This is a genomic window from Citrobacter sp. CK195, from assembly GCF_030333365.1.
Classification (GTDB): Bacteria; Pseudomonadota; Gammaproteobacteria; order Enterobacterales; family Enterobacteriaceae; genus Citrobacter_B; species Citrobacter_B koseri.
Genome location: NZ_JAOWGB010000023.1, coordinates 198,056 through 221,498 on the forward strand (window position 1 = coordinate 198,056; position 23,443 = coordinate 221,498).

General features: G+C 53.8%; 17 protein-coding genes and 1 CRISPR repeat array. Of the genes, 11 read left to right on the forward strand and 6 right to left on the reverse strand.

Going from position 1 to position 23,443, the window contains the following annotated elements:
* Positions 1–28 precede the first annotated feature (28 nt).
* Positions 29–1,747, reverse strand: a complete 1,719-nt coding sequence (poxB, locus tag OGX93_RS09470) for a ubiquinone-dependent pyruvate dehydrogenase (RefSeq protein ID WP_200031470.1) — start codon at positions 1,745–1,747, stop codon at positions 29–31.
* A gap of 153 nt (positions 1,748–1,900) precedes the next feature.
* On the opposite strand from poxB, the gene OGX93_RS09475 reads away from it, so the two are divergent.
* On the forward strand, positions 1,901–2,335 hold the full coding sequence (locus OGX93_RS09475) for a DoxX family protein (protein ID WP_024130489.1): 435 nt from the start codon (positions 1,901–1,903) through the stop codon (positions 2,333–2,335).
* Between the two features lie 89 nt (positions 2,336–2,424).
* Here the strand turns inward: OGX93_RS09475 and hcr are convergent, their stop codons facing one another.
* The 4 genes from hcr to aqpZ form a co-directional block, all read right to left on the reverse strand.
* Positions 2,425–3,393, reverse strand: a complete 969-nt coding sequence (gene hcr / locus OGX93_RS09480) for an NADH oxidoreductase (protein WP_024130488.1) — start codon at positions 3,391–3,393, stop codon at positions 2,425–2,427.
* A gap of 11 nt (positions 3,394–3,404) precedes the next feature.
* Entirely contained in the window at positions 3,405–5,057 is a 1,653-nt protein-coding gene (gene hcp, locus OGX93_RS09485; RefSeq protein WP_024130487.1) for a hydroxylamine reductase, read from the reverse strand.
* A 145-nt stretch (positions 5,058–5,202) separates the two neighbouring features.
* Complete coding sequence (locus OGX93_RS09490; protein ID WP_199971417.1) at positions 5,203–6,108, reverse strand: LysO family transporter; 906 nt, start codon at positions 6,106–6,108, stop codon at positions 5,203–5,205.
* Between the two features lie 175 nt (positions 6,109–6,283).
* Complete coding sequence (gene aqpZ, locus OGX93_RS09495; protein WP_024130486.1) at positions 6,284–6,979, reverse strand: aquaporin Z; 696 nt, start codon at positions 6,977–6,979, stop codon at positions 6,284–6,286.
* Between the two features lie 290 nt (positions 6,980–7,269).
* Here aqpZ and OGX93_RS09500 point away from each other — a divergent pair, with 290 nt between their 5' ends.
* The 3 genes from OGX93_RS09500 (at position 7,270) to macB (ending at position 12,135) form a co-directional block, all read left to right on the forward strand.
* On the forward strand, positions 7,270–8,928 hold the full coding sequence (locus tag OGX93_RS09500) for an ATP-dependent endonuclease (protein WP_049009763.1): 1,659 nt from the start codon (positions 7,270–7,272) through the stop codon (positions 8,926–8,928).
* A 166-nt stretch (positions 8,929–9,094) separates the two neighbouring features.
* Positions 9,095–10,192 (forward strand): macrolide transporter subunit MacA, encoded by a 1,098-nt coding sequence (macA, locus tag OGX93_RS09505; RefSeq protein WP_371417097.1) that lies wholly within the window; start codon positions 9,095–9,097, stop codon positions 10,190–10,192.
* The gene (macB, locus tag OGX93_RS09510; protein ID WP_115614903.1) at positions 10,189–12,135 is read left to right on the forward strand and encodes a macrolide ABC transporter ATP-binding protein/permease MacB; all 1,947 of its coding nucleotides are present in this window, start codon (positions 10,189–10,191) and stop codon (positions 12,133–12,135) included. The genes macA and macB overlap by 4 nt, the downstream gene beginning before the upstream one ends.
* 136 nt (positions 12,136–12,271) lie before the next feature.
* Here macB and cspD read toward each other — a convergent pair whose 3' ends face one another.
* On the reverse strand, positions 12,272–12,493 hold the full coding sequence (gene cspD, locus OGX93_RS09515) for a cold shock-like protein CspD (RefSeq protein WP_000447499.1): 222 nt from the start codon (positions 12,491–12,493) through the stop codon (positions 12,272–12,274).
* Positions 12,494–12,643: 150 nt separating this feature from the next.
* Between cspD and OGX93_RS09520 the strand changes: the two genes are divergently transcribed.
* From OGX93_RS09520 to csy2, 7 genes are all read left to right on the forward strand, one after another.
* Positions 12,644–12,718, forward strand: a complete 75-nt coding sequence (locus OGX93_RS09520) for a hypothetical protein (protein ID WP_213164981.1) — start codon at positions 12,644–12,646, stop codon at positions 12,716–12,718.
* Positions 12,719–12,816: 98 nt separating this feature from the next.
* The gene (gene clpS / locus OGX93_RS09525) at positions 12,817–13,137 is read left to right on the forward strand and encodes an ATP-dependent Clp protease adapter ClpS (RefSeq protein ID WP_012133050.1); all 321 of its coding nucleotides are present in this window, start codon (positions 12,817–12,819) and stop codon (positions 13,135–13,137) included.
* A 30-nt stretch (positions 13,138–13,167) separates the two neighbouring features.
* Positions 13,168–15,444 carry an ATP-dependent Clp protease ATP-binding subunit ClpA gene (gene clpA / locus OGX93_RS09530; protein WP_012133049.1) on the forward strand — a complete coding sequence of 759 codons (2,277 nt, stop codon included), beginning with the start codon at positions 13,168–13,170 and terminating at the stop codon, positions 15,442–15,444.
* Between the two features lie 242 nt (positions 15,445–15,686).
* Positions 15,687–16,861: a CRISPR direct-repeat array (repeat unit 28 nt; unit sequence GTTCACTGCCGTACAGGCAGCTTAGAAA).
* Positions 16,862–16,974: 113 nt separating this feature from the next.
* The gene (cas1f, locus tag OGX93_RS09535) at positions 16,975–17,952 is read left to right on the forward strand and encodes a type I-F CRISPR-associated endonuclease Cas1f (RefSeq protein ID WP_049009757.1); all 978 of its coding nucleotides are present in this window, start codon (positions 16,975–16,977) and stop codon (positions 17,950–17,952) included.
* Positions 17,949–21,179 (forward strand): type I-F CRISPR-associated helicase Cas3f, encoded by a 3,231-nt coding sequence (gene cas3f / locus OGX93_RS09540; RefSeq protein WP_286449806.1) that lies wholly within the window; start codon positions 17,949–17,951, stop codon positions 21,177–21,179. Before cas1f ends, cas3f begins: the two co-directional genes overlap by 4 nt.
* 17 nt (positions 21,180–21,196) lie before the next feature.
* On the forward strand, positions 21,197–22,519 hold the full coding sequence (gene csy1, locus OGX93_RS09545) for a type I-F CRISPR-associated protein Csy1 (RefSeq protein WP_286449807.1): 1,323 nt from the start codon (positions 21,197–21,199) through the stop codon (positions 22,517–22,519).
* Positions 22,507–23,442 carry a type I-F CRISPR-associated protein Csy2 gene (gene csy2, locus OGX93_RS09550; protein WP_275155975.1) on the forward strand — a complete coding sequence of 312 codons (936 nt, stop codon included), beginning with the start codon at positions 22,507–22,509 and terminating at the stop codon, positions 23,440–23,442. The genes csy1 and csy2 overlap by 13 nt, the downstream gene beginning before the upstream one ends.
* Position 23,443: the final 1 nt, after the last annotated feature.

The following is a 23,443-nucleotide window of genomic DNA, read 5'->3' on the forward strand; positions in this document are numbered from 1 at the left end:
TATAGTTTAAAAGGCGATGTGCATTGTTTTACCTTAGCCAGTTGGTTTTCGCCAGTTCGATCACTTCATCACCGCGCCCGCTGATGATCGCGCGCAGCATATACAGGCTAAACCCTTTGGCCTGCTCCAGTTTGATTTGCGGCGGAATGGCCAGTTCTTCTTTCGCCACGACCACATCGACCAGTACCGGACCGTCGATAGACAGCGCGCGTTGCAGCGCCTCGTCGACGTCGGCGGCTTTTTCAACGCGGAGCCCTGTAATGCCGCAGGCTTCAGCAATGCGGGCGAAGTTCGTGTCGTGCAGCTCGGTGCCGTCGGTGAGGTAGCCGCCCGCTTTCATCTCCATTGCCACAAAGCCCAGCACGCTGTTGTTGAAAACAACAATTTTTACCGGCAGCTTCATCTGTACGACAGAGAGGAAATCGCCCATTAGCATACTGAATCCCCCGTCGCCGCACATGGCGATCACCTGACGGCCCGGTTCGGTGGCCTGGGCGCCTAACGCCTGCGGCATGGCATTGGCCATTGAACCGTGGTTAAACGATCCCAGCAGACGGCGCTTACCGTTCATTTTCAGATAACGCGCCGCCCATACGGTCGGCGTGCCGACGTCGCAGGTAAAGATGGCGTCATCTGCGGCGAAATGGCTGATCTGCTGCGCCAGATATTGCGGGTGAATCGCTTTCTCGCTCGGTTTGGCTAAATCATCCAGCCCTTTGCGCGCGTCGCGATAGTGCTCCAGTGCTTTATCAAGGAATTTACGATCGGTTTTTTCTTCCAGCATCGGCAATAACGCTGCGAGCGTGGAGCGAATATCGCCGACCAGCGCCATATCGACTTTACTGTGCGCGCCAATGCTTGCCGGGTTGATATCGATTTGAATGATTTTGGCGTCGGTCGGGTAAAAGGCGCGATAGGGAAACTGGGTGCCGAGCAGGATCAGGGTGTCAGCATTCATCATCGTATGGAAACCGGATGAGAAGCCGATCAATCCCGTCATGCCCACATCGTAAGGGTTGTCGTACTCCACATGCTCTTTGCCGCGCAGCGCATGAACAATTGGCGCTTTAATTTTGGCGGCGAATTCCACCAGCTCTTTATGCGCGTCCGCGCAGCCGCTGCCGCACATCAGGGCGATATTGCTGGAGTAACGTAATAGCTGTGCCAGTTTTTTCAGCTCTTCTTCGGCCGGGGTCACGACCGGCAGCGGGGCATGATACCAGTGGGTGCTGGCGCTTTCCGGCGCCGGTTTCAGCGCAACGTCGCCCGGCAGCACTACGACGGAGACGCCACGGTTAAGCACCGCTTTACGCATGGCGATCGCCAGTACCTGCGGGATCTGCTCCGGGGTGGAAACCAGCTCGCAATAGTGGCTGCATTCGCGAAACAGCTCTTGTGGGTGGGTCTCCTGAAAGTAGCCGCTGCCGATTTCGCTGGAAGGAATGTGGGCGGCGATAGCCAGAACCGGGACGTGATTACGGTGGCAATCGAACAGACCGTTAATCAAATGCAGGTTGCCAGGCCCGCATGAACCCGCGCACACCGCCAGTTCACCGGTGAGTTGCGCTTCCGCGCCAGCGGCAAAGGCGGCGACCTCTTCATGGCGCGTCGACATCCAGTCAATCGTCCCCATCCGGTTCAGGCTGTCGCTCAGGCCGTTCAGGGAGTCGCCTGTCACGCCCCAGATACGTTTCACGCCAGCCTGTTCAAGTGTTTTTGCAATGTAAGCGGCAACGGTTTGTTTCATGGTTTTCCATCTCCTGTAATGTGATACCGGTTACAAGTTTAGATGAAGATAATCGTTACGCTTTGTCATCACCCCTTATTTTCAGCAGCTATATTTCAACCGACAGAACGCGTAATTTAATGGCAAACCAGCCGGAACCAGGAGTCAATTCAGATGGTTACAACGTTATTAAATGCAGTGAACCGTATGCTGACGCATGAAGATTTTGGCAAGTTTCTGTTACGCCTCGCGGTAGGGGGGCTGATGCTGTTTCACGGCCTGCATAAACTGTTCGACGGTATTGATGGCATTAGCAATATGCTGATTGCAAAAGGATTGCCCGGGTTTATCGCCTATGGCGTGCTGGTGGGCGAGGTGATTGCGCCTTGCCTGATTGTGCTGGGTATTCTTACGCGTCCTGCCGCGCTGGTGCTGGCATTGACGATGGTGGTGGCGTGGTTAATGGTCGGCACCGGGAAAACCTGGCAACTGGATGCCGTCGGCGCATGGGCGATAGAAAGTTTAGTTTATTTCTTTATTGGCGCGCTGGCGGTGGCGTTTCTGGGGGCGGGGCGGTTCTCTGTTGCGGGAAATTCGGCCTGGCGGTGAAGAATTGCCGGATGGCGGCGTAAATGCCTTACCCGGCCTGCCGAAAAATGGCAGGCCGGGTAAGCGAAGCGTCATCCGGCAATGAGAGCTTATGCCAGAACTAAATCGCCCTGCGGATGGCAGGAGCAGGCCAGCACATAACCGTCGGCGATTTCCGCATCGGTCAGCGTCATGGTGCTGCTGACCGTATATTCACCGGAAACCACTTTGGTTTTGCAGCAGCCGCACACGCCAGCACGACATGCCACGGTTACCGGAACTTTATTGCTTTCCAGCGCGTCCAGCAGCGTGGTGCCGACAGGCGCGTAAAACTCCTGCGCCGGTTGCAGTTTGGTGAACTTCAGACCCTCCGTTGCCGCTTCGGCAACTGGTGTAAAGAACTTCTCTTTAAAGAAGCGCGTTACGCCGAGCGCTTTCACTTCCTGCTCAACCATGTCCATATACGGCGCCGGGCCGCAGGTCATGACGGTGCGCGATGCCAGGTCCGGCACGTTTTTCAGTAATTCAGTGGTCAGGCGACCCGCCACGAAACCGTGGGTCGCATTGTTCTCCGCCACCAGCGTGACCGGGTACTGACGCCATTCCTCAGCGAAAATCACATCCTGCGGCGAACGCACGTTGAAGATCACCTGCACATCTGCCTGCGGGCGGTATTTTGCCAGCCAGCGACGCATCGACATAATTGGCGTGACGCCGCAACCGGCCGCCAGCATCAGGAACTTGTCTTCGGCTTTGTCTTCACAGATAAAGTCGCCCATCGCATCGGACAGCCAGATATAGTCGCCGCGTTTCACCTCGCGGGTTAACCACTGTGAACCTGCGCCTTCATCAATGCGACGGATCGTCAGCGTAATGTACTCGCTCACGCCCGGCGTGGACGAAATGGTGTAGGCCCGCAGCGTATCCGCAGAGTTGCGAACGCTGACCAGTGCATACTGACCGGCACGGTACGGATAGTGATCGTGACACAGTAATGAGAGAGTCCACACATCCGGGGTTTCCTGATGGATGTGATGTACCTGCATCCGCCACGGACACTGAGTGGTTGGCATCGTCATTCTAAAACTCCTTACGCGCTCAACAGTTGCTGCATATCTTCTTCAACGGTGGTGACCTGACGCAGGCCAAATTTCTCGTTGAGGACAGCCAGCAGATCCGGGGTGAAGAAACCTGGCGCAGTCGGCCCGGTCACGATGTTTTTCACGCCCAGAGACAACAGCGTCAGCAGGATGACGATCGCTTTCTGTTCGAACCAGGAGAGCACCAGAGACAGCGGCAGGTCGTTCACGCCACAGCCCAGTTTTTCTGCCAGCGTGACGGCCAGAATGATGGCGGAGTAAGCGTCGTTACACTGACCGGCGTCAACCAGACGCGGCAGACCTTCGATGTCGCCGAATTCCAGTTTGTTGAAGCGGTATTTACCACAGGCCAGCGTCAGAATCAGGCAGTCATCCGGTACGCTGGTCGCGAAATCGGTGAAGTAGTTACGTTCGCCACGCGCGCCGTCACAGCCGCCCACCAGGAAGATGTGACGCAGTTTTTCGCGGCTGACCAGGTCGATCAGGCTGTCTGCTGCGCCCAGCAGCGTCTGGCGACCGAAACCAACGGTGATCAGATGCGGGATTTCGCTGTACGGGAAGCCTGCCATCTGCTGCGCCTGAGCGATAACCGGAGAGAAATCTTCGCCTTCCAGGTGGTTTACGCCCGGCCAACCGACGATGCTGCGCGTCCAGATACGGTCGTCATACGCGCCAACGGTCGGGTCGATGATGCAGTTAGAGGTCATCACGATAGGGCCAGGGAAGCGGGCGAATTCAACCTGCTGGTTCTGCCAGCCGCTGCCGTAGTTACCGACCAGGTGTTTGAATTTACGCAGTTCCGGGTAACCGTGCGCGGGCAGCATTTCACCGTGGGTATAGACGTTCACGCCAGTCCCTTCGGTCTGCTCCAGCAGGTTGTACAGATCTTTCAGGTCGTGACCGGAGATCAGGATGCACTTACCTTCAACCGCTTTCACGTTAACCTGAGTCGGGGTCGGGTGGCCGTATTTGGTGGTTTCACCGGCATCCAGGATGCTCATCACTTTGAAGTTCATCTGGCCGATTTCCATAGAACATTCCAGCAGAGCGTTCATATCGGAAGGCCAGGTGCCCAGCCACGCCATGATTTTGTGGTACTGCGCGTAGATGTCGTTGTCATACTGACCCAGAACGTGGGCGTGCTCCATATACGCTGCCGCACCTTTCAGGCCATACAGGCAAAGCAGACGCAGGCCGAGGATGTTCTCGCCAATAGCGGCTTTGTCTTTGTTCGGGGTGAACTCGGCAGCCTGACGTTGCAAATCGCCCAGATCGTCGCTGACCAGTTGCAGGTCGGCCATCGGGTTGTTTACCGTGGCGCTTGCATCGATGTTCTGGCACTGCGCTTTCAGCGATTCGCGCAGGGCGATCGCTTCACGGGCATAGCCGACGATACGCGGAGAGTCGAAGTTAACGTTGGTCAGAGTGGAGAAAAATGCACGCGGGGCAAAGTTGTCAACGTCATGATCGATGATGCCATATTCACGGGCTTTAGCAGCCCATGCAGACAGACCTTGCAGGGACGCAATCAGCAGATCCTGGAGATCGGACGTTTCCGCTGTTTTACCGCACATACCCTGCGCGTAGGAGCAGCCGTTCCCCGCCGGAGTACGGATGGTTTGTTCACATTGCACACAAAACATGGTCACACCTTTTTTAAAGTTATATTTAATATACATGTTTAAGGTTATGCCTGCGCGCAAAGGGATAAAAGTGATTTCTTACATAATTTACAGGGAGATTGATTTAGCGCAATTTTGGCGGCAGGGTTCTACCGCCAGGGAGGTATCAGGCTGAGAAAAAGGCCATCAGGATTGGCACCAGCAGGCTGAGGATAAAACCGTGAACGATGGCGGCAGGCACCATCTCCAGACCGCCTGTACGCTGAAGCACCGGCAACGTGAAGTCCATCGACGTGGCGCCGCATAACCCTAACGCGGTGGAGCGACTGCGACGAACCAGACCGGGGATCAGCATAATCGCTATCAGCTCGCGCGCCAGATCGTTAAAGAAAGCGGCGCTGCCAATTACCGGGCCGAACGATTCGGTCAATAAAATGCCGGACAGGGAATACCAGCCGAAACCCGATGCCATAGCCAGCGCGGTTTTGATCGGCAGGCCGAGAATGAGCGCATTGATGACTCCGCCGAGCATAGAGCTGGCGACCACCACCACGGCGACAATCATCCCCCGGCGATTCAGCACAATCTGTTTTAAGGTCATGCCATTGTTTCGCAACTGGATGCCGATCAGGAATAATAAGAAGATCAGCGTATATTCGCTGGCTTCCGTAGCGTGTTTGAGAAATGCCAGCCCGCTGAGGCCAAGCAGAAAACCCAGCACCACGACGCCGCATAATTTAAGTGACTCAAGCGCCATCGCGATACGTGAAGGTAATTTCTCCTGCTGGTGGTTGTGTCGCCACGGTAGCGAACGTTCCAGCCAGAATAATGCCGCGATGTTGCACAGCAAAATAACGGTAATACTGACAGCGGAATAATGAAAAATAGCGAGCAAATTACTGGCGAGATTATCCAGGAACGCCAGGCTGATCCCCATAAAAAAGAGAATGACGTAGACAATCCAGCTTAACAGCCGGTTGATCAGTTTTAATGCGGCCTGATGCTGATGCTGAAGCGGAATGAGGTAGCCCACAATCAGTGGAACCAAAATGATTAAAAGTCCTGAAAACATGAACAACCGGGTCCTTTATATGCGAGACAGCGCAATGACACTACCCAATAAAGGCGGTCAGGTAAAGGAGCAAAAAAAAGCCGGGTGGCGCTAACGCTTACCCGGCCTGCTTATTGTACTGTACCGCAGGTCGGGTAAGGCGTAGTCGCCACCCGACACCACGGACTTCACTCAATTAATCGCGTTTTTCAAGCAGCGTGCGGTACAGCACGCCACCCAGAATACCGCCGATAATCGGCATCACCCAGAACAGCCACAGTTGTTGTAATGCCCAACCGCCCTGGAAGATCGCAACCGCGGTGCTGCGCGCCGGGTTCACAGAGGTGTTGGTGACCGGAATACTGATCAGGTGAATCAGGGTTAACGCCAGACCAATGGCGATCGGGGCAAAACCCGCCGGGGCGTGTTTGTCCGTCGCGCCATGAATGACCAGCAGGAAACCGGCGGTCAGCACGATTTCAATGACGATGGCGGAAAGCATGGAATAACCGCCAGGGGAATGTTCGCCGTAACCGTTAGAGGCAAAACCGCTGGCAGCGGCATCAAAGCCTGCTTTACCGCTGGCAATCAGATACAGCACCGCCGCGGCAATAATACCGCCGACAACCTGAGCGATAATATAGCCAATGACCTCTTTTGCCGGAAAACGACCGCCAGCCCATAAACCTAATGTCACTGCCGGGTTAAAATGTCCGCCGGAAATATGACCTACGGCAAATGCCATTGTCAGTACGGTCAGACCAAAAGCCAGCGCGACACCCGCAAAACCAATTCCCAGTTCAGGGAATGCCGCAGCCAGAACGGCGCTTCCGCAGCCACCGAAAACGAGCCAGAATGTACCGAAACATTCGGCTGCTAATTTTCTAAACATAACCACCTCAAATAATAAAATTAACCACATGGAATATGCGGCTGTTTTTTTATCGTCATAAAAAGGGTGACGACATAATGCAGGAAACTATATTTTAAGAACGAACGTCACCCAATCACCAGTTAAAAAAATTCAGTTAGTTTGATTTAGGGCAATGTGGTGTGAATCCTTGTTCTGATTTGTCTTAATAAGAGTGTAGTGCACGGACTTAATGCTGCAATTATCACGCCATGCAACGGATTTTGTCGTTATACTGCGGAAAGGATAAGTTGTTCATTTCTGGAGGATACATGATTCTCGAACGCGTTGAGATTGTGGGTTTTCGCGGGATCAATCGATTATCGTTGATGCTGGAGCAAAACAACGTGCTGATTGGGGAGAACGCGTGGGGGAAATCCAGCCTGCTGGATGCCTTAACTCTGCTGCTGTCGCCAGAATCGGAACTGTATCATTTCATCCGCGAGGATTTCTGGTTTCCCCCCGGAGATATTCAGGGACGTGAACATCATCTGCATATTATCCTCACTTTCCGTGAATCTCAGCCAGGCCGCCATCGGGTGCGTCGATACCGCCCGCTGGAGGCATGCTGGTCTCCCTGTCAGGATGGCTTTCACCGTATTTTCTACCGTCTGGAGGGGGAGAGCGCGGCAGATGGCAGCGTGATGACGCTGCGCAGCTTCCTTGATGGCGACGGCCACCCGCTACCGATCGATGATATTAATCGCCAGGCACACCATCTCATTCGTTTGATGCCGGTACTGCGCCTGCGCGATGCGCGCTTTATGCGACGCATCCGTAACGGTACAGTGCCCGATGTTCCCGATGTTGAAGTTACCGCCTGCCAGCTGGACTTTCTGGCGCGAGAGCTGGCGACCCGTCCGCAGAATTTAACGGACGGGCAGATCCGCCAGGGGCTTTCGGCGATGGTACAGCTGCTGGAGCATTACTTTTCCGAGCAAGGCGCGGGGCAATCCCGTCATCGGTTGATGCGTCGCCGTTCGAACAACGAGCAGCGTAGCTGGCGCTATCTGGACATTATTAACCGGATGATCGACAAACCCGGCGGCCGCACGCATCGCGTGATCCTGCTGGGGCTGTTTTCCACGCTGTTACAGGCGAAAGGGACGCTGCGGCTGGATAAAGATGCCCGACCATTATTATTGGTTGAAGACCCGGAAACGCGTCTGCATCCGATTATGCTGTCGGTGGCATGGCAGTTGTTGAATCTTTTACCGCTGCAACGTGTGGCAACGACCAATTCCGGCGAGCTGCTGTCGCTGACGCCTGTGGAGCACGTTGTCCGTCTGGTGCGTGAATCTTCACGGGTCGCGGCCTGGCGACTGGGGCCTGGCGGGCTGAGCGCGGAAGATGGTCGCCGCATCGCCTTTCATATTCGTTTTAACCGGGCCTCGTCGCTGTTTTCCCGCTGCTGGCTGCTGGTGGAAGGCGAAACGGAAACCTGGGTTATCAACGAACTGGCGCGCCAGTGTGGGCACCACTTCGATGCCGAAGGGATTAAAGTGATCGAATTCGCCCAGTCTGGCCTGAGACCGCTGGTAAAATTCGCCCGCCGGATGGGGATTGAGTGGCATGTGCTGGTGGATGGCGACGAAGCCGGGAAAAAATATGCCGCAACGGTGCGCGGTTTGCTGAATAACGACCGGGAAGAAGAGCGTGAGCACCTGACGGCATTGCCTGCTCTGGATATGGAGCATTTTATGTATCGGTCAGGATTTGCTGATGTCTTTCATCGGGTGGCGCAAATACCGGAAAACGTTCCAATGAATATGCGGAAAATTATCTCGAAGGCGATCCACCGCTCGTCAAAGCCTGATTTAGCCATTGAAGTGGCGATGGAGGCAGGGCGACGCGGCGTTGACGCGGTGCCGACGCTGTTCAAAAAAATGTTTTCTCGCGTACTCTGGCTGGCGCGCGGGAGAGCGGATTAACGGCGAAACAGCCGCGACATCTGTGGCGGAATGCAGTCCAGCAATGGATAGCGACGGCGATATTCGGCGCGTTTTTCAGTGTTTGTTTATTTACCGTTAAGGTTTATCTTCCCACTCTGGTGGATATCTCGGGGAATGTTGGATCGTTATGAAGCTCAAGGGAAAAATGAAAAAGCGCTATCTTCTCATCGCCCTCATTATCATCGTGGCGATGTTTACGCTCTGGCGAACGTTAAATGCGCCGTTACCCCACTATCAAACGCTGATTGTCCGTCCGGGAGACCTCCAGCAGAGCGTGCTGGCGACGGGGAAACTGGATGCGCTGCGCAAAGTGGATGTCGGGGCGCAGGTCAGCGGCCAGCTTAAAACGCTGTCGGTCGCAATTGGCGACAAGGTGAAAAAAGATCAGCTGCTTGGCGTTATCGATCCTGAACAGGCGGAAAACCAGATCAAAGAGGTGGAAGCCACGCTGATGGAATTACGCGCTCAGCGCCGACAGGCTGAAGCCGAGTGGAAACTGGCGCGCGTCACCCTGTCACGCCAGCAACAGCTGGCGAAAACCCAGGCGATTTCGCGACAGGAACTGGATACGGCCGCGACGGAAATGGCCGTCAAACAGGCGCAGATCGGCACGATTGACGCGCAGATTAAACGTAATCAGGCTTCCCTTGATACGGCAAAAACCAACCTGGATTACACCCGCATTGTCGCCCCGATGGCAGGCGAGGTGACGCAAATCACCACCTTGCAGGGACAGACGGTGATTGCCGCTCAACAGGCGCCAAATATCCTGACGCTGGCGGATATGAGCACCATGCTAGTGAAGGCGCAGGTTTCCGAAGCGGACGTTATTCACCTGCGTCCCGGACAAAAAGCCTGGTTTACCGTGCTGGGCGACCCTCAGACCCGCTATGAAGGCGCGCTGAAAGATGTCCTGCCCACGCCTGAAAAAGTGAACGACGCTATTTTCTATTACGCGCGTTTTGAAGTTCCTAACCCGAAAGGGATTTTGCGCCTGGACATGACCGCACAGGTGCATATTCAGCTCACAGACATTAAAAACGTGTTGACGATTCCGCTGGCGGCGCTTGGCGACCCGGTCGGCAACAACCGCTACAAAGTCACGCTGTTGCGTAACGGCGAAACCCGTGAACGCGAGGTGTCGATTGGCGCGCGTAACGATACCGACGTGGAGATCGTCAAGGGACTGGAAGAGGGCGATGAGGTGGTGATCAGCGAGAGCAAACCTGGAGCCGCGCAATGACGGTATTGCTTGAGCTGAGCAATATTCGCCGTAGTTATCCGTCAGGTGAAGAACAGGTCGAGGTGCTGAAGGGCATCTCCCTGCAAATTCATGCCGGAGAGATGGTGGCGATTGTCGGCGCGTCCGGCTCCGGTAAATCGACCCTGATGAATATCCTCGGCTGTCTGGATAAACCCACCAGCGGCACCTATCGGATTGCGGGGCGGGATGTCTCCACGCTCGACAGCGACGCGCTGGCGCAACTCCGCCGCGAACATTTTGGTTTTATCTTCCAGCGTTATCATTTGCTCTCACATCTGACGGCGGCGCAAAACGTTGAGGTGCCCGCCGTTTATGCCGGTACGGAGCGCAAACGACGGCTGGAGCGGGCCGAAGAGTTGCTGCAACGGCTGGGGCTGGGCGATCGGGTGGATTATCAGCCTTCGCAGCTCTCCGGCGGGCAACAGCAGCGGGTGAGTATTGCGCGCGCGCTGATGAACGGCGGGCAGGTGATCCTCGCCGATGAACCGACCGGGGCGCTCGACAGCCATTCCGGCGATGAAGTGATGGCGATTCTGCATCAACTGCGCGATCGGGGGCATACGGTCATTATCGTGACCCACGACCCGCAGGTTGCCGCTCAGGCCGAACGGGTGATTGAAATCCACGATGGCGAGATCGTGCGTAATCCGCCGTCGCAGAAAACGCAAGCGGGGCAAGGCATTGCGGAGCCCGTCGTCAAAACGGCCTCTGGCTGGAGCCAATTTGTCAGCGGATTTCGTGAGGCGCTCACGATGGCGTGGCTGGCGATGGCCGCCAATAAAATGCGCACCTTACTCACCATGCTGGGGATTATTATCGGGATTGCGTCGGTGGTGTCGATCGTGGTGGTCGGCGATGCGGCAAAACAGATGGTGCTGGCGGATATTCGCGCCATTGGCACCAATACTATCGATATTTACCCCGGTAAAGACTTCGGCGACGACGATCCGCAATATCAGCAGGCGCTGAAATATGACGATCTGAACGCGATTCAGAAGCAGCCGTGGGTAACGTCCGCGACGCCTGCCGTATCGCAAAATCTGCGGCTTCGCTACGGCAACATCGACGTGGCCGCCAGCGCCAATGGCGTTAGCGGCGACTATTTTAACGTCTACGGCATGACCTTTAGCGAGGGGAACACGTTCAACAGAGAGCAGTTGAATGGCCGGGCACAGGTGGTGGTGCTCGACAGCAACACGCGGCGTCAACTTTTCCCCAATAAAGCGAAAGTGGTGGGCGAAGTGATCCTGGTCGGTAATATGCCTGCAACGGTGATCGGCGTGGCCGAAGAGAAACAGTCTATGTTCGGCAGCAGTAAGATCCTCCGCGTCTGGCTGCCGTACAGCACGATGTCCGGGCGGGTGATGGGGCAGTCATGGCTGAACTCCATCACCGTTCGGGTGAAAGAGGGATTTGACAGCGCGCAGGCTGAGCAGCAGCTTACCCGCCTGCTGACGCTGCGCCACGGGAAGAAGGATTTCTTTACCTGGAATATGGACGGCGTCTTGAAAACCGCCGAAAAGACCACACGTACTCTTCAACTGTTCCTGACGCTGGTTGCGGTGATCTCATTGGTGGTTGGGGGGATCGGCGTAATGAACATTATGCTGGTTTCCGTCACTGAACGAACCCGGGAGATTGGCATCCGTATGGCGGTAGGCGCGCGCGCCAGCGATGTGCTGCAACAGTTCTTAATTGAAGCGGTGCTGGTGTGTCTGGTCGGCGGCGCGCTGGGGATCGGGCTGTCGATGCTGATCGCCTTTACGCTACAGATGTTTTTACCCGGCTGGGAAATTGGCTTCTCGCCCGTCGCGCTCCTGACGGCGTTCTTGTGCTCGACGTTTACCGGGATACTGTTTGGCTGGTTGCCCGCACGTAATGCGGCACGACTCGATCCGGTAGATGCGCTGGCGCGGGAGTGAATCTTGCCGGATGTTTGTCCGCCGGGTAAGGCGCGTCAGCGTCGCTATTCGGCAAAAAGCAGTGGCGCAGAAATAAAAATGCCAGCCGATCGGGCTGGCATTTTGACTGCGGGATGTACACAATGAGACAGAAGAGCTATGCAACGGCTTCTGCTTCGATGGGCACGATGACACTGGCGTGATTGCCTTTTGGCCCCTGGTGGACATCAAACCGGACAGACTGCCCGGCTTTAAGCGTTCTGTAACCATCCATTTGAATGGTGGAGTAATGGGCGAAAATATCTTCGCCGCCGCCTTCAGGGCAGATGAAACCAAACCCTTTGGCATTGTTGAACCACTTTACAGTACCCGTTTCCATGCTTCGACATCCTTCGTAAATCTTATATAAGTAAGATGGAATGAACCGGTGGCGGAGTGGGGGCTGTTCAAAACCTCGCCAACTCTCGAAACTACAATTTAGAGAAATCAGGCGGGGCGTCAAGCGCCAGGCGGGGTGGATGGGGTAAAAATGAATCAAAAATTTGAAGCAGTTAACGCTATTGCCGGTAATGTGACAGATGTCGCGGATGACAGAGATAGATGATAGTTATCTATTAATTGGGGTAGATTGATTGCGTGCATAGGCTCTTGTCAGCGGCAGTACGTTCTGCCGGTAACCGTAACCGAAGATGACGACTGACAATGGGTAAGACGAACGATTGGCTGGATTTTGACCAGCTGGCGGAAGATAAGGTGCGCGACGCGCTAAAACCGCCATCTATGTATAAAGTGATATTAGTCAATGATGATTACACTCCAATGGAGTTTGTTATTGACGTGTTACAAAAATTCTTTTCTTATGATGTAGAACGTGCAACGCAACTGATGCTTGCGGTTCACTATCAAGGTAAAGCTATCTGCGGCGTATTTACCGCCGAGGTCGCGGAGACCAAAGTAGCGATGGTGAACAAGTATGCGAGGGAGAACGAGCATCCGTTGCTGTGTACGCTGGAAAAAGCCTGAATGCAGGCGTAAAAATTGGGGGAGGTGCCTATGCTCAATCAAGAACTGGAACTCAGTTTAAACATGGCTTTCGCCAGAGCGCGCGAGCACCGACATGAGTTTATGACCGTCGAGCACTTGTTACTGGCGTTGCTCAGTAACCCATCGGCCCGCGAAGCGCTGGAAGCGTGCTCCGTGGATTTGGTGGCGCTCCGTCAGGAACTTGAAGCCTTCATTGAACAAACCACACCCGTACTGCCTGCCAGCGAAGAAGAGCGCGACACACAGCCGACGTTGAGTTTTCAGCGCGTGCTGCAACGTGCGGTCTTTCACGTTCAGTCCTCCGGGCGCAGTGAGGTAACTGGCGCGAATGTGCTGGTGGCTATCTTCAGCGAACAGGAATCCCAGGCGGCCTATCTGCTGCGTAAGCATGAAGTCAGCCGCCTCGACGTGGTGAACTTTATTTCTCATGGGACGCGAAAGGACGAGCCGAGTCAGTCTTCTGACCCCGGCAATCAGCCAAATAGCGAAGAACAAGTTGGCGGGGAGGAACGTATGGAGAACTTCACGACTAACCTTAACCAGCTTGCTCGCGTGGGCGGAATCGATCCGCTGATTGGTCGTGAAAAAGAGCTGGAGCGTGCCATTCAGGTGCTGTGTCGCCGCCGGAAAAATAACCCGCTGCTGGTGGGTGAGTCCGGCGTCGGTAAGACGGCGATTGCCGAAGGTCTGGCCTGGCGTATTGTCCAGGGCGATGTGCCGGAAGTGATGGCGGATTGCACCCTCTACTCGCTGGATATCGGCTCGCTGCTGGCGGGCACCAAGTATCGCGGCGATTTCGAAAAACGTTTTAAAGCGCTGCTCAAACAGCTGGAACAGGACACCAATAGCATCCTGTTTATTGATGAGATCCACACCATTATCGGTGCGGGTGCGGCGTCGGGCGGCCAGGTGGATGCCGCAAACCTGATTAAACCGCTGCTCTCCAGCGGTAAGATCCGCGTGATTGGTTCCACGACGTATCAGGAATTCAGCAACATTTTCGAGAAAGACCGCGCGTTAGCGCGTCGCTTCCAGAAAATTGATATCACTGAGCCGTCCGTGGATGAGACTGTGCAGATCATCAACGGTCTGAAACCGAAGTACGAAGCGCACCACGATGTTCGCTACACGGCGAAAGCGGTGCGTGCGGCGGTAGAGCTGGCGGTGAAATACATCAACGACCGTCATCTGCCGGATAAGGCGATTGACGTCATCGACGAAGCCGGTGCGCGTGCTCGTCTGATGCCGGTCAGCAAGCGCAAGAAAACCGTCAACGTGGCGGATATTGAGTCCGTGGTGGCGCGCATTGCGCGTATTCCTGAGAAGAGCGTCTCGCAGAGCGATCGCGATACGCTGAAAAACCTCGGCGACCGCCTGAAAATGCTGGTCTTCGGGCAGGATAAGGCAATTGAAGCGCTGACCGAAGCGATCAAAATGAGCCGTGCGGGTCTCGGTCATGAACATAAACCTGTCGGTTCGTTCCTGTTCGCGGGGCCTACCGGGGTAGGGAAAACCGAGGTAACGGTACAGCTCTCCAAAGCGCTGGGTATTGAGCTGCTGCGGTTTGATATGTCCGAGTATATGGAACGCCACACCGTAAGCCGCCTGATCGGCGCGCCTCCGGGATATGTCGGTTTCGACCAGGGCGGTCTGCTGACCGATGCGGTTATCAAACATCCGCATGCAGTTCTGTTGCTGGATGAAATTGAGAAGGCGCATCCAGATGTCTTTAACCTGCTGTTGCAGGTGATGGACAACGGCACGCTGACGGACAACAACGGGCGTAAAGCGGATTTCCGCAACGTGGTGCTGGTGATGACCACCAACGCCGGTGTGCGTGAAACTGAGCGTAAATCGATTGGCCTCATCCATCAAGACAACAGTACGGACGCGATGGGTGAAATCAAGAAAGTGTTTACGCCGGAGTTCCGTAACCGTCTCGACAACATTATCTGGTTCGATCACCTGTCTACTGAAGTGATCCATCAGGTTGTCGATAAGTTTATCGTCGAGTTGCAGGTTCAACTGGATCAGAAAGGCGTCTCCCTGGAAGTGAGTCAGGAAGCGCGTGACTGGCTGGCTGAGAAAGGCTATGACCGCGCGATGGGCGCACGTCCAATGACGCGCGTCGTCCAGGACAACCTGAAAAAACCGTTGGCAAACGAGCTGCTGTTCGGTTCACTGGTTGGCGGTGGCCAGGTGACCGTTGCGCTGGATAAAGAGAAAAATGAGCTGACGTATGGCTTCCAGAGTGCGCAAAAGCACAAACCGGAAGCCGCGCATTAATCTCGTAACCGGTAAAATCTGAACGCCAGTCGCGTTCAGATAAACTCGCTAAAATCCGTAATCTCTTTTGAGGTTACGGATTTTTTTTGCCGTCATGCCCCGGATACCTGGAAACCCTTTTTTTGAGTGTTTTTTTAACGCTATGATTTTTATGTGTTTATATTAGGTGGCGATAAAAGGGTATTTAATCATTTCGTTGATATTTTTCTTTATTAACACCATGATAGCGACGAACTGCTTCAGTTCACTGCCGTACAGGCAGCTTAGAAAGCTTTCCGGCCAGCACAACTACACCAATGCGCGTTCACTGCCGTACAGGCAGCTTAGAAATGATGGTGCAGTGCCAGCACTGGAAAAAGAATGTTCACTGCCGTACAGGCAGCTTAGAAACGCAATATCCTCTGATCACCTGTGACAACAACGTTCACTGCCGTACAGGCAGCTTAGAAACCATCCTGCTTATCGAACCAGAACATGCGAGAGGTTCACTGCCGTACAGGCAGCTTAGAAATGTACCAGGCCTCAAACAACTGCGATTCAGGAGTTCACTGCCGTACAGGCAGCTTAGAAAGGGATGATGGCGAAGTCAAAGCCCGGATGGTTGTTCACTGCCGTACAGGCAGCTTAGAAATGGAAGTAAAACTGTCAGCGCTTTGGTTGATGGTTCACTGCCGTACAGGCAGCTTAGAAAAGTGTGCAATTCCGGGAACAATGGTTTTTTATGTTCACTGCCGTACAGGCAGCTTAGAAAATCCCAGCATGTTTCGTATGCTCTTTCGGCTTGTTCACTGCCGTACAGGCAGCTTAGAAACTTCGAATACCGCTTGATGATGCCCAACTCGTGTTCACTGCCGTACAGGCAGCTTAGAAAAGACAAAACACGTAGCTCCTGCGCATACAACCGTTCACTGCCGTACAGGCAGCTTAGAAACTGTTTTGGCTGCAACTCACGGTTCTATTCAAGTTCACTGCCGTACAGGCAGCTTAGAAAACAAGCGAAGTAACGAATAGTTCGTCCAGTAAGTTCACTGCCGTACAGGCAGCTTAGAAAAAAAAGTTCAAAAAAGGGAAGGGGAAGGGGAAGGGCAAGTTCACTGCCGTACAGGCAGCTTAGAAATTAGCAAGTCCAGACGCAATCTCCATCTTCAGGTTCACTGCCGTACAGGCAGCTTAGAAAAGCAGCTGCTTCCCCGGGGACATTCTTAGAAGGTTCACTGCCGTACAGGCAGCTTAGAAACGAATCGGCAGCTCCGGCTACAACGCCCAAATGTTCACTGCCGTACAGGCAGCTTAGAAAAACGGGTCACGGCATCCAGGCAAGTGGCAGCAGTTCACTGCCGTACAGGCAGCTTAGAAAGAGGGGGTTCAGGACTGGCGATTCACTTATCAGTTCACTGCCGTACAGGCAGCTACCACACCACAAATGTAATTATTTATTTTGAAAGCTCTTTTGTTGATTTTTATCATTTCATCTGCCGGAGCCTCATCAGTACTATCGATAACACATAAAATGACGGGGTTTAAATAGATATGTCTGCAAATTCAATTATGCCTTCGGATTTAAAAACCATTCTGCACTCTAAACGCGCCAATATATATTATCTTGAAAAGTGTCGTGTGCAGGTAAATGGTGGGCGAGTTGAATACATTACGAGTGCAGGTAATGAATCGTATTACTGGAATATTCCTGTCGCGAATACTACGGCAGTGATGCTGGGCATGGGCACGTCAGTGTCACAGGCGGCGATGCGGGAGTTCGCAAGGGCTGGCGTGATGGTTGGCTTCTGTGGCACTGATGGTACGCCGCTTTATTCCGCAAATGAAGTTGATATTGATGTGTCATGGCTGTCACCGCAAAGTGAATATCGGCCGACTGAATATTTACAGCATTGGGTCTCTTTCTGGTTTAAAGAAGAAAAAAGACTGATCGCGGCAAAGATGTTTCAGAAAATAAGATTGCAGCAAATAGAAAAATATTGGTTAGCTCCATCATCACAGAAAATATTTCAGCCAGACCGGGAACGATTAAATGATATTATCACGCGCGCGGATGCGTCTATGGCGCAAGCAGAGGATCATACTCATTTAATGCTCAAAGAGGCGCAATTAACAAAAGCGCTGTATAAACTGGTGAGCCAGACCGTTGGATATGGCGATTTTACCCGAGCAAAACGGGGCGGTGGTCTGGATATGGCGAATCGGTTTCTGGATCAGGGTAATTATCTGGCATACGGATTAGCGGCTGTTGCGGCATGGGTTACAGGGCTCCCACACGGTCTGGCAGTTATGCACGGTAAAACGCGTCGCGGCGGCCTGGTCTTTGATTTGGCCGATCTTATCAAAGACGCGCTTGTCATGCCGCAAGCGTTTATCGCGGCAATGGAGGGGGAGGATGCACAGGCGTTCCGCCAGCGCTGTATTAATAGATTTCAGCAGTCTGATGCTTTAGATTTAATGATCACCACGCTTCAGGACACGGCGCGACAGTTGGCTGAGGATAGCGAATGAATGTGCTGATTATCTCTCGCTGCACCAAACGCGCTCGCGAGGAGAGTTGCCGTATACTTGATCAGTTTGCTGAGCGAACGGGAGACGCGGCCTGGCAAACCATCATCACCTTAGAAGGCGTTAACACGCTGCGCCGTTTATTACGGAAAACCGCAAGGCGTAATACTGCGGTTGCCTGCCACTGGTTGAAGAAAAACGGGCAAATGGAATTGCTATGGATTGTCGGCAATATACGTCGTTTTAATGCGCAAGGGCGTGTTCCTACCAACCGAACCACACAAACGCTTATCACGAACACCGATGAACATCGGTGGCGATGTGCGGAAAGCATTGCGCTGTTAGCAGCGATTGCGGGCTTGTTTCATGATTTTGGTAAGGCAGGGTTCTGTTTTCAGGAAAGCCTGACGAAAAAAACAGCTAAAAGTTATCAACCTTATCGCCATGAATGGGTTTCGGTACGCCTGTTTCAGGCGTTTGTCGGTGAGCAACATGATGAACAGTGGCTGGCAAAACTCGGTGAGTTGTCTGCGGATGACGACGCTGAACTTCTGGCTCGATTGCGCAAGGATAACCCCTGCTATTCTGACAGCCCTTTTCGTACGCTTCCACCGCTCGCCAGCGTCGTCGCCTGGCTGATTTTGTCTCATCACCGTCTTCCTGAAAACCTGCGTGGCGACAACGTGCTGGAGGGATGTCAGAGCTGGCTTGAAAATCAGCTTAATGCAGACTGGAACGCCGTGAATCATATAAAAGAAGGGTGGCGAGACGTCGATTTTCGTAATGTCTGGGTTTTTCCATCAGGTACGCCTGTACAAAGTCGCGTCTGGCGGGAGAAAGCACGTCAGATCTCCCGGCGCGCTAAGAATGCCGCGGCATTAAAACAGTGGGGACAGATGGATCAACTGTTCACGCTGCATATGGCGCGTTTTTGTCTGATGCTGGCCGATCACTTCTACTCTTCCAGCCATCCTCACCCAACGTGGCAAGATCCTGATTATTGTGTATGGGCAAACAGCGATCGGAAAAATGGCACGCTAAAACAACGGGTTGATGAGCATCTGACCGGTGTCGCGCATCACGCATTGCTTCTGGGGAGACAACTGGCGCGTGTGCGTTCGTCGCTTCCGGCGATTGCAAGGCATAAAGGTTTTCGTGAGCGTTCGGGTAATCCGCTTTATCACTGGCAAAATAAAGCCTGGGATGTAGCTGCCGCGCTGCGTGAGCGGAGTCGGGAAGAGGGTTTTTTCGGCGTCAATATGGCTTCGACGGGCTGCGGGAAGACGTTTGCCAATGCACGAATAATGTATGCGCTGGCTGATGAGCAGGAAGGCTGTCGCTTCACTGTGGCAATGGGATTACGCACGCTGACGCTGCAAACTGGCGATGCGTTGCGTAATCGACTGAAGCTGGACGACGACGACCTGGCGGTACTGATTGGCTCGGGTGCGGTGAAGCAGTTGTGGCAGAAGGAAAAAGAACCGGAACCAGACAGGGATAGCGCCTCGGCGAAGGCCTTGTCTGAAGAACAGCAATATGTTCATTATGAAGGCAGTGTGCAAACGGGGGCGCTGGAAAAATGGTTGAGCGGCGACAGGAAATTGTCGGCGTTAGTCAGTGCGCCTGTTTTAGTGACAACCCTCGATCATTTGATTTCGGCGACGGAAGGCGTGCGTGGCGGGAAGCAGCTACCGGCGATGTTGCGCTTGCTGACCAGCGATCTGGTGCTGGATGAACCTGATGATTTTGATATTGCCGATCTGCATGCCGTTTGCCGCCTGATGAACTGGGCCGGGATGCTGGGAACTCGCGTGCTGCTCTCGTCGGCAACGCTGCCGCCGGATCTTATCCAGGCAATGTTTGCCGCCTGGCTTGCCGGGCGCAAAATATGGCAGGCGTCCTGCGGCGCGTCAGAGAAACCGATGAATATTTGCTGCGCATGGTTCGATGAAAAAGGCGCGAAGGTGGAGCACATCGCGGATGGACGCAGCTTTAGCATTGCGCATAAAACATTTGTTGAGCAGCGGGCGGCAATGCTGGCGGCAAAACCTCGTCTGCACTTTGGGCGTATTTCGCCCGTATCTCCAGTGTCGCCAGAGGTGAGCGATGTCATTACCTGCGTGGCCCGCGCCGTGCATACGGAAATGCAGGTTTTACATCACGCGCATAAAGAGACGCATTCCGGTGGTAAGACCGTGTCATTGGGTTTAGTCCGGTTCGCGAATATCGATCCGCTGGTCGCTGTCGCAAAAGCGTTAATGGCGATCCCTTCGCCGCAGGATGTCTGTATCCATTATTGTGTCTACCATGCCCGGCACCCGCTGGCGGTGCGTTCAGCCATCGAAAAATGTCTGGATAGCGCATTTACTCGCCATCAGCCCGATACGCTCTGGCAACATCCAGATATTGCAAAAGCTCTCAATCTCCGCCCGGAGAAGCATCACCTTTTTGTCGTGTTAGGGACTTCCGTCATGGAGGTTGGCAGGGACTGGGACAGCAGTTGGGGCATCATCGAACCCAGCTCTATGCGATCCATTATTCAGTTCGCCGGACGTATACAGCGCCATCGACGCGTCGTTCCAGAGAACGAAAACCTGGTGATTCTCAGCAGTAATATTAAAGCGCTGAGAAAGCGCTCTCCCGCGTTTTGTAAGCCGGGATTTGAAAATAAGGATCATCCATTAGCCAGTCACGACCTGCGTGAACTATTACCACCGCAGGATTATCAGACGATCACTGCATTGCCACGTATTTTGCCTGCAAATGGTGAAAATAAACTGGCGGAACTGGAGCATATGCGGCTCAGGGAAGAATTACTCAGCAGTAAGAGCCGGCAGATTATTGCCGCAAACTGGTGGCGTAAGCCGCTCACCTGGAACGCCTGGCTACAGCGTAAGACACCGTTTCGTCAGTCGCAGCCGGAAGCCAGATTTTTTCTGCATATGGAAGAGGAAGAGAGCGAGCCTTATTTCGCATTTCATACCGAAAACGGCAACATCAAGGCTTCCGATAAATTTGTTCTTCAGGACGTTGAGTATGCAGAGGGAACAGACCATTGGGGATGTACGGACTACCGCCAGGTGTTGCTGGCGTTGGCCGATGCCCAACAGGCTGAGATTAACCGCGTAGGTGAAATTTTCGGTGAGATCAGCGTACCTGTAAATGAAGAGGATGTGACGAGCGACTGGCGTTACCACCCGTGGTTGGGTGTTTACAGGGATATTAATTAAGAACGTCGGGAGCAGTTATGACAACCGAAGCACTGACCCATTTTATTACCGATTACATTGCCTCGCGAAGGCAGCCAAAGCTGGAAGCCTTTGAAAAAGAGGCTGCAAAGCGACTGGCGCAGGGAGAAGATGCCAGTACCATCGCCCTGGAACGTCAGACGCTTGAGGCACGCTATCAACCGCAAAATTGGTTGACGGATGCGGCAAGGCGAGCAGAGCAAATTAGCCTGGTGACGCATGCGGCTAAATTTACCCACGGGGATTCAAAAAGCAGCAGCATATATCGCGATACCGTGGGTGAAGAGGGGTATTTAAGCACTGCGTCGCTTAAGAACCTCCCGACGGATGCCGTTGGAAACGCCGCCGCGCTTGACGTCGCGAAATTGTTACAAACCGACGTCGAGGGTGACTCGCTGCTGGCCTGCCTGAAACGGGGTGAACATCAACCGCTTCACGCCTTTGCTGAGAATGACGCTCAACTGACGCAGTGGGTGGAAGGGTTTAATCGTGCGTTAACGCCCACTCAGCCGGCATCGCATAAACTCGCTAAACAGGTCTATTTCCCCGTAGGCAATGATTACCATCTGTTGTGTCCGTTGTTTGCTACCTCGCTGGCGCAGGTGTTGCATGAAAAACTCGTCGCATCTCGCTTTGGAGAAGAGGCGAAAGCGGTACGCGATGCGCGCAAAGCGGGTAAATGGCATCCGCAGCCCGATGTTCGTTATCCAGACATGGCTGAAATGCATTTTGGCGGTACCAAGCCGCAGAATATTTCTGCGTTGAACAGCGCGCGCGGTGGGCGTATCTGGCTGCTGTCGTCGCAGCCGCCTCAATGGCTGAATCTGGATAAAGCGCCGCAAAATATGCGCAATCTCTTTGCGTTGCGCGGCGCGTTTAATCGGGCCGCGTCAGGTATTGTTTCCCGTATGGTGTTTCTGCTGAAAGAAAATACTGAGAAGAATAATCACGCTATTCGCAATGCGCGAGCAGCGTATGTTGATGAGCTTATCGACCTTCTTTTCATGCATGCCGCCACTTTCCAGCAGGCGTCCTGGCAAGGCTGGACGCGAAATAATACCGATCTCCCCATCCATCAGCAGCTTTGGCTCGATCCCTGGCGCGGCCAGACGGATGAAACTTTCCGTCTTGAACGTGACAAAGATGACTGGCAAATAAGCGTTGCGGATGATTTCGCACGCTGGCTGAACTATCGGCTGAATAAGGCGCGTCTGGATGTGGGGCTTGTTGAGCGCCGGGAATGGCGGACGCAATCGCTGTTTCGCCAGCGGATGCGGGAAATGGAAGCGATTTTGCGGGAGGCGCTGAAATGCGTTATCTGATTTTATTGCCCCATATCCATATTGAGAATGCGAATGCCGTTGCCGGGTTAACCTGGGGTTTTCCCGCGATAAGCCATTTCCTGGGGTACGTGCATGCGCTTTCCCGTAAAGTGCGCGCCACGCATGGCGTGCATTTTGATGGCTGCGCGGTGATCAGCCATCATTCTCATGTTCAGGCATATTCCTCAGGGCGTGACTATCAGTTTGCGCTTACGCGTAACCCTTTGACTAAAGAAGGGAAAACGGCCTCGTTCAATGAAGAAGGAAGAATGCACCTTACCGTCTCCCTGGTGATTGAGTGCCAGGGTGAAATCGTGAATGGCGAATACGGCAAAGAGGCGTTTTGTTCGCGGTTGAAAATGCTGTGTCAGAGTCAAAAGCTGGCGGGCGGAAGTATTGTCAGTCTGCGCGATCCGCAGGTATTTCCTGCGCCGGATGATGAAAAACAGCTCCGTCAGATCCTCTGGCGGCTGATGCCGGGTTTTGCTCTTTGCGACCGCAGCGAATGGCTGACAACGCATTATCACCAGCGTCGACAACAACAGCCGGAAAGCACATTACTGGATGCCTGGTTAGATTTTGCCGCAATCCAGTACCGCGCTATACCACCGGGAGAGGGGGACAACGCTCAATGGGAATATCAGCCTAAGCCGATGCCTGGTTATCTGGTGCCGCTGATGTGCGGCTATCAGCGTATTTCTCCGCTTTATTCCCCCGGAGAGGTTGCCAGTGCGCGCGATAATTCGACGCCGTTTGCGTTTACCGAGGCGGTGTATGGCGTAGGAGAATGGCGTGGGTTGCATCGTGTTACGGATATTCAGCCGCTTCTCTGGCGTTACCGCACAACCGACACTGGCTACTATTGCTCTGCAATGCCTGTCGCAGACGACTTTACGTTTAACGAAGACGACGATTTAGAATAAG

Coding starts and splice junctions, on each gene's coding strand:
- poxB (WP_200031470.1), bottom strand. CDS start 1,747: ATGAAACAAACCGTTGCCGCTTACATTGCAAAAACACTTGAACAGGCT.
- OGX93_RS09475 (WP_024130489.1), top strand. CDS start 1,901: ATGGTTACAACGTTATTAAATGCAGTGAACCGTATGCTGACGCATGAA.
- hcr (WP_024130488.1), bottom strand. CDS start 3,393: ATGACGATGCCAACCACTCAGTGTCCGTGGCGGATGCAGGTACATCAC.
- hcp (WP_024130487.1), bottom strand. CDS start 5,057: ATGTTTTGTGTGCAATGTGAACAAACCATCCGTACTCCGGCGGGGAAC.
- OGX93_RS09490 (WP_199971417.1), bottom strand. CDS start 6,108: ATGTTTTCAGGACTTTTAATCATTTTGGTTCCACTGATTGTGGGCTAC.
- aqpZ (WP_024130486.1), bottom strand. CDS start 6,979: ATGTTTAGAAAATTAGCAGCCGAATGTTTCGGTACATTCTGGCTCGTT.
- OGX93_RS09500 (WP_049009763.1), top strand. CDS start 7,270: ATGATTCTCGAACGCGTTGAGATTGTGGGTTTTCGCGGGATCAATCGA.
- macA (WP_371417097.1), top strand. CDS start 9,095: ATGAAAAAGCGCTATCTTCTCATCGCCCTCATTATCATCGTGGCGATG.
- macB (WP_115614903.1), top strand. CDS start 10,189: ATGACGGTATTGCTTGAGCTGAGCAATATTCGCCGTAGTTATCCGTCA.
- cspD (WP_000447499.1), bottom strand. CDS start 12,493: ATGGAAACGGGTACTGTAAAGTGGTTCAACAATGCCAAAGGGTTTGGT.
- clpS (WP_012133050.1), top strand. CDS start 12,817: ATGGGTAAGACGAACGATTGGCTGGATTTTGACCAGCTGGCGGAAGAT.
- clpA (WP_012133049.1), top strand. CDS start 13,168: ATGCTCAATCAAGAACTGGAACTCAGTTTAAACATGGCTTTCGCCAGA.
- cas1f (WP_049009757.1), top strand. CDS start 16,975: ATGTCTGCAAATTCAATTATGCCTTCGGATTTAAAAACCATTCTGCAC.
- cas3f (WP_286449806.1), top strand. CDS start 17,949: ATGAATGTGCTGATTATCTCTCGCTGCACCAAACGCGCTCGCGAGGAG.
- csy1 (WP_286449807.1), top strand. CDS start 21,197: ATGACAACCGAAGCACTGACCCATTTTATTACCGATTACATTGCCTCG.
- csy2 (WP_275155975.1), top strand. CDS start 22,507: ATGCGTTATCTGATTTTATTGCCCCATATCCATATTGAGAATGCGAAT.